General features: G+C 65.4%; 11 protein-coding genes. 6 read left to right on the top strand and 5 right to left on the bottom strand.

Features of this window, described 5'->3' with window-relative positions; all coding sequences use genetic code 11:
* Positions 1–115: 115 nt before the first annotated feature.
* The gene (locus tag GWE18_RS17285; protein WP_275187010.1) at positions 116–1,177 is read right to left on the bottom strand and encodes a methyl-accepting chemotaxis protein; all 1,062 of its coding nucleotides are present in this window, start codon (positions 1,175–1,177) and stop codon (positions 116–118) included.
* Positions 1,178–1,464: 287 nt separating this feature from the next.
* Here GWE18_RS17285 and recJ point away from each other — a divergent pair, with 287 nt between their 5' ends.
* Positions 1,465–3,306, top strand: a complete 1,842-nt coding sequence (recJ, locus tag GWE18_RS17280) for a single-stranded-DNA-specific exonuclease RecJ (RefSeq protein ID WP_275186896.1) — start codon at positions 1,465–1,467, stop codon at positions 3,304–3,306.
* A gap of 33 nt (positions 3,307–3,339) precedes the next feature.
* Positions 3,340–4,149, top strand: coding sequence for a glucose 1-dehydrogenase (locus GWE18_RS17275; RefSeq protein WP_275186895.1), 810 nt, complete (start codon positions 3,340–3,342; stop codon positions 4,147–4,149).
* A gap of 49 nt (positions 4,150–4,198) precedes the next feature.
* On the opposite strand, the gene GWE18_RS17270 is transcribed toward GWE18_RS17275, so the two are convergent.
* On the bottom strand, positions 4,199–5,071 hold the full coding sequence (locus tag GWE18_RS17270) for a LysR substrate-binding domain-containing protein (protein WP_275186894.1): 873 nt from the start codon (positions 5,069–5,071) through the stop codon (positions 4,199–4,201).
* Positions 5,072–5,197: 126 nt separating this feature from the next.
* Between GWE18_RS17270 and GWE18_RS17265 the strand changes: the two genes are divergently transcribed.
* Positions 5,198–5,887 (top strand): NAD(P)H-dependent oxidoreductase, encoded by a 690-nt coding sequence (locus GWE18_RS17265; RefSeq protein WP_275186893.1) that lies wholly within the window; start codon positions 5,198–5,200, stop codon positions 5,885–5,887.
* Between the two features lie 34 nt (positions 5,888–5,921).
* Here GWE18_RS17265 and GWE18_RS17260 read toward each other — a convergent pair whose 3' ends face one another.
* Positions 5,922–7,154, bottom strand: a complete 1,233-nt coding sequence (locus GWE18_RS17260) for a lytic murein transglycosylase (protein WP_275186892.1) — start codon at positions 7,152–7,154, stop codon at positions 5,922–5,924.
* Between the two features lie 66 nt (positions 7,155–7,220).
* Positions 7,221–7,811, bottom strand: a complete 591-nt coding sequence (locus GWE18_RS17255) for a MarR family transcriptional regulator (protein ID WP_275186891.1) — start codon at positions 7,809–7,811, stop codon at positions 7,221–7,223.
* A 50-nt stretch (positions 7,812–7,861) separates the two neighbouring features.
* On the opposite strand from GWE18_RS17255, the gene GWE18_RS17250 reads away from it, so the two are divergent.
* The 3 genes from GWE18_RS17250 to GWE18_RS17240 all read left to right on the top strand — a co-directional run bounded on the left by GWE18_RS17250 (position 7,862) and on the right by GWE18_RS17240 (position 10,677).
* A complete protein-coding gene (locus GWE18_RS17250) occupies positions 7,862–8,341 on the top strand; it encodes a carboxymuconolactone decarboxylase family protein (protein WP_275186890.1) in 480 nt (159 codons plus the stop codon).
* A gap of 178 nt (positions 8,342–8,519) precedes the next feature.
* The gene (locus GWE18_RS17245) at positions 8,520–9,149 is read left to right on the top strand and encodes a L,D-transpeptidase (RefSeq protein WP_275187009.1); all 630 of its coding nucleotides are present in this window, start codon (positions 8,520–8,522) and stop codon (positions 9,147–9,149) included.
* A 22-nt stretch (positions 9,150–9,171) separates the two neighbouring features.
* Positions 9,172–10,677, top strand: a complete 1,506-nt coding sequence (locus GWE18_RS17240; RefSeq protein ID WP_275186889.1) for a L,D-transpeptidase family protein — start codon at positions 9,172–9,174, stop codon at positions 10,675–10,677.
* Between the two features lie 50 nt (positions 10,678–10,727).
* On the opposite strand, the gene GWE18_RS17235 is transcribed toward GWE18_RS17240, so the two are convergent.
* Entirely contained in the window at positions 10,728–12,299 is a 1,572-nt protein-coding gene (locus GWE18_RS17235) for a peptidoglycan DD-metalloendopeptidase family protein (RefSeq protein WP_275186888.1), read from the bottom strand.
* Between the last annotated feature and the right edge of the window lie 26 nt (positions 12,300–12,325).

Raw genomic sequence — 12,325 nt, 5'->3', positions numbered from 1 at the left:
GCCCGGACGTAGGATGGGTGGAGCGCAGCGATACCCATCGCCTTCGCGCACCGTAGTTGATGGGTATCGCTTCGCTCCACCCATCCTACGCTGGGTCGCTGAACTCCGCGAGCGCCTACCCCGCGCCGGCCTGGATCACGCCGAACCAGCCGAGGCCTCTGTAGGTTTCGTAGCCGGGCGTGGCGTGGAACGCCACCAGTCCACCGGAGCGGTCCTGATGGAAGCCGGAGCGCCGCCCCTCCAGTGGAAGCGAGACGCGTTCGGCGAGCAGTCCCTGGCCGTCGGACGCTGCGATCACCCGGAAATTCGAATCGACCAGCAGCACGCGGGCCTTGTCGGCGGCGCCGACGCGCACGCCCTGAACGATGGCGCGGGCTTGCGGTTCCCAGTCGAAATGAACCGCGAGCACGCCGGTCGGTTTGCCGTTCGCCTTGCCGCCGGCGCGAACGCTGGCGCAATAGGTCACGACCTGGGCGTTGCCGAGCAGTGGCTGGCATTCGACGTCGCCGACGGCGTAGTCGTCGCCGGTTCGCAGGCCCCGCGCCGCGCGAAACCACTTGGTCGAGGCCACGTTCTGACCGATGACGTGGAAGCGATCGGCGCGGCCGTTGGCGACCACATTGCCGTCGAGATCGCAAAGCCAGAGATCGAGATAGACGGTATAGGCGCCCAGAATCACGGCCATCCGTTCCGACGCATGCGCGACCGCGGCAGCCTCCGGCGCCGCCGCGCAATCGGCGACGGCCGAATCAGTCGCCCACCAGCGCACGTCGCAGGTGCGCTCATAGAGGTTGCGGTCGATCAGCTCGATCGCGTTCAGCGACAGGTCGACCATGCGCTCGCCGCGCGAGCGGTCGGCCATCTGCGCGATCGAGTTCATCAGATTGCCGGTCCGGTTGGTGAGCTGGCTTTCGAGCTCGCGGGCGATGGTTTCGACCTGCTGGCCGACATTGCGGACTTCCTGCGCCACCACGGCGAAGCCAGCGCCTTGTGCGCCGGCGCGCGAGCTTTCGATCAGCGCGTTCAGCGCCAGCATCTTCATCTGATTGGTGATCTTCTGGATCGATTTGGTCTTCTCGCAGGCGACCTGGTTGACCTCGGCGGTCAGCCTCGCGATCAGGGCGGAAACGTCGGCTTCATCCTCGGCGCCCGCCGATTTGGCGGGCAGCTTCGACATCGTTGCGGTCTGGGAACGAAGCGCGACGGACATTGGCGGGAATTCCTCAGTCTTTGTGCAGATGTCGATCTTCTGCGGATCGGCGGGACTCAAGCGAGAGCGTATTTGACTCCTTTGTCGGGGATCATGGCTAACGATTGGTTTAAGTTCTCCCGAGGTGCGGGTAGTTTCACCGGAACAAGTTGCATCTTCTTTGTGCAAGTTGTTTTTGTCGGCAGAGCCCGGGCGGGCGTCGTCCCGTTTGCGTTTGCCGAAGGGGCGCTTTGCCCGTATTTTTCGAGGGCATCATGACGCCTCCCCCTTCCGCTCTGCCTGTTGAACTGCCGCCGGCGTTTCTCGGCGTCTTGCGTTCGGCGACCGGCAAATTGTGGCGCGACCGGCTCGACGCCAGGAGGGCGGCGCGGGCGCTGGCGATCACGCAGCGCTACCAGTTGCCGGAGATGCTGGCACGCGTGCTCGCCGGCCGCGACGTCGGGATCGACGGGGTCGAGGATTTTCTCGATCCGACCATCCGCAAGCTGATGCCCGATCCCCATACCGTGACGGCGATGGAGACGGCGGCCAAACGGATCGCGGACGCGGCCCAGCGCTCCGAGAAGGTTGCGATCTTCGGCGATTACGACGTCGATGGTGCGACCTCGGCGGCGCTCTTGGCCTGGCATCTGCGCCATTGCGGGCTCGATCCGCTGATCCATATCCCCGACCGCATCTTCGAGGGCTACGGGCCCAATACCGAGGCGGTGCGCGCGCTCGCGGGGAAGGGCGCGACGCTGCTGGTGACGGTCGACTGCGGCACCACCAGTCTCGAACCGCTGGCGGAGGCGCGAAAGCTCGGCATGTCTGTCGTCGTCATCGACCATCACCAGACGGCTGAGGAATTGCCCGAAGTCGATGCGCTGGTGAACCCGAACCGGCCCGACGACCTTTCCGGCCTTGGTCATCTCGCCGCCGTCGGTCTCGTGCTGATCACGCTGGTGGCGGTGAACCGGGAATTGCGCGGCCGCGGCTTCTGGAATGCCGAACGGCCGGAGCCGGATCTTCTGGGCATGTTGCACCATGTGGCGCTCGGCACCGTGGCCGATGTCGCGCCCCTGATCGGGCTGAACCGCGCCTTCGTCGCCAAGGGCCTGATCGCGATGCGCCGCCGCGACCATGTCGGCCATACCGCGCTGATGGATGTGGCGCGGCTGAACGGCCCGCCCGAAGCCTGGCATCTCGGCTTCATGCTGGGGCCGCGCATCAATGCGGGCGGCCGGATCGGGCGCGCCGATCTCGGGGTGCGGCTGCTCTTGGAAGGCGACATCTCGGAGGCCGCGCGTATTGCCGCCGAACTCGACCGGCTCAACAGCGAGCGCCGCGTCATCGAGCAGGCGGCAGAGGCGCAGGCGGAAGCCGAAGCGCTGGCGTCGCTCGGGCTCGAAGACAAGGGCGCGGTGATCGTGACCGCCGCCGAAGGCTGGCATCCCGGCATCGTCGGCCTCGTCGCCTCGCGACTGAAGGAGAAATTTGCGCGTCCCGCCTTTGCCATAGCGCTGGAGCCCGGCGGCATCGGCACCGGCTCGGGCCGCTCGATCTCGGGCGTCGATCTCGGCAAGGCCGTGCGGCAGGCGGTGAAGGAGCGGCTGTTGATGAAGGGCGGCGGCCACGCCATGGCTGCCGGCGTGACACTGCGCAAGGAGAAGCTGGCGGAGTTTCGCGCCTTCATGGAAAGCGCGCTGGCCGAGGACGTCGCCAGTTCCCGGCACGAGAACGAGCTGTTCATCGATGGCGCCGTCAGCGCGCGTAGCGTGACCGTGGAATTCGCCAATACGCTGAATCGTGCCGGGCCGTTCGGTGCGGCCAATCCCGAGCCCGTGATTGCGCTGCCGGCGCATCAGCTCGTCTATGCCGACGAAGTGGGACAGGCGCATCTGCGCGTGCGCTTCAAGTCGGGCGATGGCGCCATCGTCAACGGCATCGCGTTCCGCTCGGTCGGACAAAAGCTCGGCCATGCGCTGACGCAAAACCGCGGCCAGCCCCTGCATGTCGCTGCTACGCTTGCGGTCGATCGTTTTCAGGGTTCGGAACGCGTCCAGATGCGAGTGCTCGATGTAGCGGTGCCGGATCCGGGACCGGCCGTCATCAGGTAATTCGACAACCAAGAACAACAAACGGGAGAAGAAATGACAGGGCAGGTTCAGGGCAAGGTCGCGCTGGTGACGGGCGGCGCGTCCGGCATTGGCGAAGCGGTTTCCGAATTGCTGGCACGTGAAGGCGCCTCGGTTGCGGTGACCGATGTCGACGATCTCAGGGGGCCTGAGGTCGTCGCGCGGATCAGGAAGGCCGGTGGCGAGGCGAGCTTTTGGCATCACGACGTCACCAGCGAGGAGCGCTGGATCGAGGTCGTGGCCGATGTCATGAATCGCTATGGCCGGCTCGACGTGTTGGTCTCGAATGCCGGCATTGGCATCTCGGTGCCGTCGATTACCGAGATGTCGCTGGCGGATTGGCGGCGGCAGACGGCGATCAATCTCGACGGCGTGTTCCTGTCGGTGAAGCACTGCTTGCCTGCGATGCGCAAGACCGGCGGCGGCTCCGTCATCATGATGTCGTCGCTGGCGGGCCTGCGCGGCGCGGCCGGTCTTTCCGGCTATTGCGCGACCAAGGGCGGGGTGCGGCTGTTTGCGAAAGCAATCGCGATGGAGTGCGCGACGTTCGGCGACGGCATCCGCGTCAACTCGGTGCATCCCGGGATCATCGACACGCCGATCTGGGGCAAGATCCCGACCGAAGCAGGAGGGAGCGGGCAGAACGCGCCGATCGATCCGGAGGAGCGTGCGAAAATGGCGACCCCGCTCGGGCGCGCCGGGGAAGCGGCCGAAATCGCGCAGGGCGTGTTGTATCTGGCCTCCGATGCATCGCGCTACGTGACGGGGACGGAGCTCGTCATCGACGGCGGCATGAATGCCGGCGGCGTCGCGCGGCGGGCGTGAGCGCGTAACAGTCGCGAGACGTTTCTTCGCTGCAGCACGCGCCAGAGCACTATTGGGGCGCTGCGGTGAATTGCGCCCGCAGCCAGGCCTGCACCGCCTCGACCGGCTCAGTCAGCGGCCTGTTAGGGTCGCGCACCAGGTGCAAGGCGAAGCCCTCAAGTTCCGGCCCGAACGGGACCACCAGCGTGCCCTGCGCCAGTTCGTCGGAGACGAGCAGCAGGCTATGCAGCGCGATCCCGGCGCCGGCGACGGTCGCCTGGATCGCATGAGTCTCATCGCTGAAGCGCAGGCCCGCCCGCGCATCGACGCCGTCAATGCCGGCAATTTTCAGCCAGCGACGCCAGGTCGGATTGCGGGAATCGCGACGATACCAGTCGAAATGCAGCAGGGTTGCTGATCGCAGGTCGCTCGCTTTCTTGATACCAAGACGCGGACTTGCGACCGGCGCAAAGCGATCGACGGTCAGGGTCTCGGCGACCAGATCGGGATAGGGTCCGGGGCCGTAGCGCAGCGCGAGATCCGCGGCGCCCGAACCGAGGCCGACGACTTCCAGCGACGCGAGCAATGTGAGATCGATGTCCGGCCGGGCCTTGCGAAAGGCAGCGATGCGCGGCACCAGCCACTTGGCCGTGAAAGCAGGCGTCGCGGAGAGCGTGACCGCGGTGCGCCGCTGCCTGCGGCTCAAGCCATAGATGACCCGCGCAAAGGAATCGAAGCCGTCGCGCAGAACCGGCAGCAAGACTTGCCCTTCCGCCGTGAGCACCACCTGGCGCGTGCGCCGTTCGAACAGGCTTGCGCCGATCGCTTCCTCCAACTGCCGCACCTGATGACTGATCGCCGTTGGCGTGACGTGCAGTTCGTGGGCTGCGCGCTTGAAGCTCAGATGTCGCGCGGCGGCCTCGAACGCGCGCAGACCAGTCAATGGCGGCAATCGTCTCATCGCTAAGCCTACGGATGAATTCAGCTCAGCCATAGGCTGAGTAATTTGCGTTTGTCAGCGCGGATTGACGGGCACAATTTGTATCCAACAGATGAAGGAACCTAAGTCATGAAATTGTTACGAATTGATGCCAGCGCGCGTTCCCAAAGCTCAGACCGGAGTCCGCGGGGATCGCATACACGCAGGCTTACCGAGCGGTTTACCCGGCGCTGGCTGCAACACCGGCCGAATGATTTGCTGGTCAGTCGCGATGTTGGCCAATCGCCGCCGCATCCGGTCACCGAAAAGTGGATCGGCGCCGCCTTCACGAAGCCCGACCAACGCGAGCCCTGGATGAACGAGGCACTGGCGGAAAGCGACGCGCTGATCGATGAGCTGATCGCAGCCGATCTGATCGTGGCTGGCGTGCCCATGTACAATTTTGGCATGCCCGCGCAGTTCAAGGCCTATATCGACAATGTTGTGCGGGTCGGCCGCACGTTCGGCTTTGACCGTTCACGGCCGGACGATCCGTATACGCCGCTGTTGGCAGGCATGGATAAGCGCCTCATCCTGCTCGGTTCGCGAGGCGACTACGGGTACGATCCCGGCGGACGCATCGCTCACATCAATCATGTGGAAGGCGCTGTCCGCGACATGTTCGCATTTCTCGGCGTCACCGCTTTTCACAGCGTTGCAATCGAATATGATGAGTTCGGCGGCGATCGGTTGCAGGCGTCGATTGCGGCGGCCGAACGCGCCGTCGATGATCTGGTCGACCGGCTGGTGGAGGAAGCGGAGCCGCGGCGGGCGGCGTGAGCGGGCGTCGAATCCCGGGGCGCTTCTGGTCGCGCTAGCCGCCTTGCCGTAACCGGGCCAGCACCTTCAGGCCGCCGTAGCCATCGGCGGGCAATAGCCCCATCCTGGTCTGATAATCCTTCACAGCCTTCATGGTGTCGTTGCCGACGCGCCCATCGGTGCCGCCGGTGTCGAAACCGGCCTTTGTCAATCGCGTCTGCAGTTCCTGTACTTCGGCAAGCGTCAGCGCGCGTTCGGAGCCGGGGAAGGGCTGGATGAACGGCGGGGCACCGAGAATGCGATCGCCGAGATGGCAGATCGCGAGCGCGTAGTTCATCGACGGGTTGTAGCTTTTGACCGAATAGAAGTTCGGGCCCAGCAGGAACGAAGGTCCGCCGGCGACCGGCACCCACATCTGCGCCGACGCGTTCGGCTGCGGGAAAGGCTTGCCGTCGGCACGCGTGACGCCGGCGCCGGCCCATGCCGAATAGGTCCGGCTTCCGCTCGAAGCGCCTCCTGAGCTGCGAACTTCATAGCCCCAATGCTCGCCGCGGTGATATTTGCCGCGGTTGAGCAGATAGCGCGCGCTGGAGCCGAGCGCGTCGTCGGGCTTGCCGAACGGCGAAACGCGGCCGTCCTTGTCATAGTCCATGCCGACATTGAGCCAGACTTCCGGCATCCATTGTGTGTGACCCATCGCGCCGGCCCAGGAGCCGCGCATTTCCTCCGGCGTGCCCCAGCCGCGGTCGACGATCTTCAAGGCGTTGAGCAGCTCGGTTTCCCAATAGGCGCGGCGGCGCGGCTCGTTCCAGGCCAGTGCTGCGAGCGCGGGAAAGATCGGGCGCATGTGATTCTGCTGCACCAGCGGATCGCCATAGGCTGACTCGACGCCCCACAAGGCCAGCAGCGTGCCGCGCTCGACGCCGAAATCCTGCTCGATCCGTGTGAACAGTGCCTCGTGTTTCTTCAGCGCCTCACGGCCGTTGATGATGCGCCAGTCCGAGACGCGGCGATTGATGTATTGCCAGATCTGCTCATGGAATTCCGGCTGCTTCTGCATCTGCCGGAATACGCTCATGTCGGGCTCGATGCGGCCCATCACCCGGGTCCATGTCGCGTCCGAAATGCCTTTGGCGCGGGCGCGGACGTGAAAATTATCGCGCCACTGGTCGAAGCCGGGCGGCGCCGCAAACGCGTCAAGCCCCGCTGCGAGCAGGGCACCGGCGCCGATGCCGCCTTGCAGCAGGGCACGGCGGGTCGGGGCATCAGGGGAATCAGGCTGTTTCATGCCAGCAGTCTAGCGGCGCGGCGGGCCTGCGCCAAAAGCCATGACGCCGCGGGAACCGGCGGTTCCTCACAAGTCAGCGGCGATTCGGGCCAGCCAGCGGCGGATCATGATCTGGGCGTTGGCGGAGAGCCCGGCCACCAGCCGCCGCTCGATCGCCTGCGCGTGGCGTCGGCTCTTGTCGAGCAGGGCAGCGCCGCGCCGCGTCACCGTCCACTGCAGCGTCCGGCCATGGACCGGGTGCGGGGTCTTCTTGATGGCGCCGTCCCGCTCGAGATTGCGGATGATGACGCCTACGGTCTGCGGCGTCAGCATCGCCACCCGCGCAAGATCAGCACCGGACAGGCCGGGATAGGCGCGCAGCATGGTCAGGACAACAAATTGCGGCGGGGTCACGCTGAGCTCGGCCAACGCCCGCTCCATCGCGAGCCGCGTCGCGGCCTGGGCCTGCCGCAAGAGATAGGCGAGGTAGCCTTGCTCGCCGCGCTTGCCCTCGCCGGGCGGCGGCGGGCGGATCAACGCCGACGCAGGATTTTCGCCGGATTTTTTCCGGCGGCGGGCAGGCGCTTTTGGCGCAGCCGGTTCTCGACGGGTTTTCGATTTTTGGGCTCGCGCTTTTCGCGATTGCGCGTGTGCTGCAGTGCCGATCTTGCGCAACATATCAGTGCTCTGATAATCAATCAGAGCACTGATAACATGAGGCACAAACGATGTCACACGCCCGCAAAGAGTACAAAGACTTTATGTCGCTGACGCCGGACGCCTATGACGCCGTGCTGGCGCTTAGCCAGGTCGCGGGCAAAGCGGGCATGGACAAGCAACTGCTCGAGCTGATCAAGCTGCGCGCCTCGCAGATCAATGGCTGTGCCTTCTGCGTGCAGTATCACATCCTGGAAAGCGAGAAGCTCGGCGTGCCCACCGACAAGCTCAATCTCGTGGTGGTCTGGCGCGAGGCACCGCAGTTCACCGCGCGCGAGCGCGCGGCGCTGGCCTGGACGGAGGCGCTGACCTTGCTCAGCGACGGCGTCAGCGACGAGGTCTATGCGCAGGCAAGTAGCGAGTTCTCCGAGAAGGAGCTCGCCTATCTCACCTCCGCAGTTGCCTCGATCAATGTCTGGAACCGGTTCGGCGCAGCGTTTCGCTGGACCCCGCCCGCGCGGAAACAGGCTGTCGGCGCGGCCGCTTCATAGAAATCAAGGCGCGGGCTCATTGGCACCGAACCAAACACCGATCGGTGTGCGCTGAGGAAGGCCAGATAGTTGGCTGCCGGCTTATCGTATCGCGTCACGACACTTTCCAACTTCGCCTTGATTTCTGCACTATTTGAGCAGCAGATAGCCCAATGTGACGCTTTTTGGAGGGCTGGCGGTGCCGAAGTCCGGGGTGGCGTTGTTGCTAGTGGGGTTACTGGGGTTTGTGCTCGGGGGTTGCATGCAAGCGACGCTCGCACCGACGTCGAATGCCAGCTTGACCCCAAGGGACCGGCAGTTGCTGGCCCGTCCACCTTATGCGCGGGCGGACATTCCCGAGACCTATCGCCGGCATATTGTCGACTACATGCGCAAAGAACAGCCGGGCACGATCCTGGTCGATACTAATGCGCGTTATCTGTATTACGTCCTGCCGGGAGGCAAGGCCGTCCGCTACGGCGTGACGGTGGGAGAGGAAGCGCTGGCCTGGTCCGGTGTCGCGACCGTTGGCCGTGTGGCTGAATGGCCTGACTGGATTCCGACGGCGGAAATCCAGGCTCGGCTCGGCCCTTATCCAAAGCGCGTCGCCGGAGGTCCGGAAAATCCGCTGGGCGCGCGGGCGATCTACCTTTACCAGGGCAACAAGGACACCCTGTACCGTATCCACGGCACCAACCAGCCGGAATATATCGGCCAAGCCATCTCGTCCGGCTGCATCCGCATGACCAACGAGGACGTGATCGATCTGGTGAATCGGTTGAAGCCAGGCGCGATCGTCGTCGTCCTCCCGCCAGGCCGGAGTGCGTAGATGGCGCTTATCGCAGGTTCCCGTGACTGATCAGGGCTCGCCACAGGTCGCTCGCGGCCCGTTGCGCTGGCCTGTGTATCTTGCCGTTGCGAGTCTAGCGCTGCTGGTCGCGGCGGGAGACGAGGCGGGCGCCAGAAACGGAGAACGCTCGATCGAGTCCATCGAGACGCGCAGCGCCAGCGAGCCGCTCATGGCCATCGTTTCGCTCCGCGACCAGCGGATCACCGTCTACGATGCCAAGGGGTGGATCCTGCGGGCGCCGGTGTCGAGCGGCACGAAAGGACGCGAGACGCCCGCCGGGATCTTCAGCGTCATCCAGAAAGTAGAGGAACATTACTCGAACCTGTATGACGATGCCTACATGCCGCACATGCAGCGCATCACCTGGTCCGGTATCGCACTCCATGGCGGCGTCCTGCCGGGGCGTCCGGCGTCCCATGGCTGTATCCGGCTGCCTTTCGAGTTCGCCGAACGCCTGTTCGACGCGACCGCGATGGGCATGCGGGTGATCGTGGCGCCAACCGATGTGGCGCCCGTTGAGTTTGCCCATCCGGTTCCGTTTCAACCCAAGCCGGGAGCCGGCGCCATGGCCGCTGCGCGCACGGCAGAGGCGCAAGAGGCGATGAGGAAAGCGGCCGAGGCGCGGCTCGCCGCCGGGACGGCTTTGCGGGAGGCCACGCAGGCCAAGGCGCCCGTTCGCGCAGCGGAAAATCTGAAGCGCAGAGCCGAGGCGCAATTGGCGGCCGCCGAGACCAAGCTTGGCTCTGGCATCATCTCGGCGGAGGCAAAGGAGCAGGCTGAGGACGCCAAGGCGCAGGCCGTCGCCAAAATCGCGGAGCTGCAGTTGCAATGGGATGTCGCCAACGTGGATCTGCAACAGAGGCTCGATGCCGTCACGTCGGCGCGTGAAGCCGCCGCCGCGGCCGAGACTGCGCGCGCCGCGGCCGCCGAGGCCGTCCGCCAGATTGCACGCGAACTCCAGCCGGTATCAGTGTTAATCAGCCGCAAGAGCCAGCGGCTTTATGTCCGTCAGGCATTCATGCCCACCCTTGAAAGTCCGGTGACGATCGCAGATCCCGACCGTCCAATCGGTATGCATGTCTTCACCGCCATCGAGCACGCGACCGACGATGCCAAGGTGCGATGGAGCGTTGTCTCATTGGCGGGCGGCCGTTCGTCCAATGCCACGGTTGAGCCCCGCGACCGGGCGCGCGGGAGCAGCGGTCGCGACGTTGAGCCGGTGCCGACGGACCCGGACAGCGCAAAGGCCGCGCTCGACCGCATCGCCATTCCGCAGGACGTATTGGATCGCATCGGCAACATTACGCCGCGATCTTCCCTGATCGTCACGGACGAGGCGTTGAGTTCGGAAACCGGCAAGGGAACGGAATTCGTGGTGCTGATGAGCGGCGAGCCGCAAGGGGGCATCAAGAACCGGCGACGCAGGCCGGGGACTGACTTCCGCTACGCGCGCCCACGCGGCATGCCTCTTTGGCACTCGCCTTTCGGGGGTCCCTTCACCTGGTGAGCCCGTTCTTCTCGCGGCAACTCGAACTTCACGTCGAGTGCAGGGCCTAGCTAGTTCGCCCGGCCTTGCGCCGTGCTACGACGCAGGACATCCGCCGGCAAATCGTGCACCATGGCGGCGACGGCCGGCGGATCGGTGCCGATCTCGCGGCCGCGGCCGCGGATCAGCCGTTCATAGGACGCGATCAGGGTGGTGTAGGGATTGACCCAGATCCAGCCGTCGCGCGTGAACACCTGCACGTCGAAGTGAAGGTGGTAGGACGTGCCGTTCGGGAAATCGAGATAGTTGGAGACCACGCCGATCTTCTCGCCCTCGGCGACCCGGCGCCCGCTCAGAATGCCGTCGGCATCCATGGCTGACGGGTTCATGTGCATGTAGCGGAAGCGGATGTGCTCGTTGCGGGTGTTGATCTGCAGCGTTGCGGCCTGCTGCTTTGGTGCGCGGATCACGATGCCGTCGCGGACGGCGACCACAGCCTGCTTCTTGGGATGACAAGCGCTTTCGCTGTTGCTGTTCGGTGGGCAGGGCGCCGGACGGACGTCCTGGCCCTGATGCCCAAAGCCGGCGGCACATTGCCCAACCTGGAAGCTGCGGGCTTCGCAAAAATTGTCCCGCCATGGATAGACGCTCTCCGTCCTCTTCCTGCCGAAGGATTGCGAGCGGATGGCGGCTGGCGCCTTTTCAAGTGGAAACCGGATCTGCGAGTAGGCAGCAAAGTCGGCGCGTCCGCCGCGCCGTCGCACGCTGCTGCGGGAGATAATGTCGCCGCCCGGGTAATAGGTGAAGGCGGGCGAAACCGCCGTCGGTCGTTCAGCGATCTCGGACGAAATGTCATGGCGCGGCCGCGCCGGTTGTCCGCCCGCGATGCGCAAGGCTTTCAGGAAGCGCTCGGCGATGGGATAGGCTTCGCGGCAGGCCAGCCGCCGCGCCCGCGGCGCTGAATCGAGACACTGGACCGACACCACATAGGGCACGCCGAAGCGCGTGAAGGCGTAGCGCACATAGCCTTCACGGATGAACCGGCGCAAGTCGGGAAACTGCGCCGCCAGCGCCTTGACCGGCTCACCCTTGCCGCCAAGCGGATCGGCGAGGTCGTAGAGCAGGATCGAGCCCGTGATCTGCACTTCGACCGGCTTGGCGAAGGTCCGCGAGCCGCCTGTGCCTGATGGCAGCGAAAACACCGCGTCGTACCCGGCAGGACCGGCGTGAAACAGGTCTGCGGGCCGGAAATCGGCCTGGTATCGCGATAGCGGAAGCTGCGTGCCGGCGGCTTGGCCTTCGAGGTAGCCTGCGGTGTCGAACGGCAACAGCACCGGCACCGGACTGCGTCCGATCCCGTTGAACAGCGGCGCGTTGATGGCGTTCAGTTGCACCAGCGCGGGCGTTGAGCGCGGATCCCATGCCGGCACCCGCCGCTGGCCGGCGAACGTGAATCGGGAGGCGATCGCTGGCCGGGTTCCGATCTCGGTGCGGAGCTGATCGACGACCGCCCGCCATTCGACGCGGACGGCCGTGATCGACGGTGTCCTGAACTCGTCGGCGGCAGCGCCCGTGACCCCGGCCGGGAGCAAACAAAGGGCTGCCAGCCAACGCGCAAGCAAGCGGACAGCCACGGTATTCAATGCATCGCCCCCCGGCGCGTGCTCCG

Source organism: Bradyrhizobium sp. CSA112 (genome assembly GCF_029051645.1).
GTDB lineage: Bacteria > Pseudomonadota > Alphaproteobacteria > Rhizobiales > Xanthobacteraceae > Bradyrhizobium.
The sequence above is the reverse complement of the archived record's forward strand: the minus strand, read 5'-3'. Positions and strand labels throughout refer to the sequence as shown.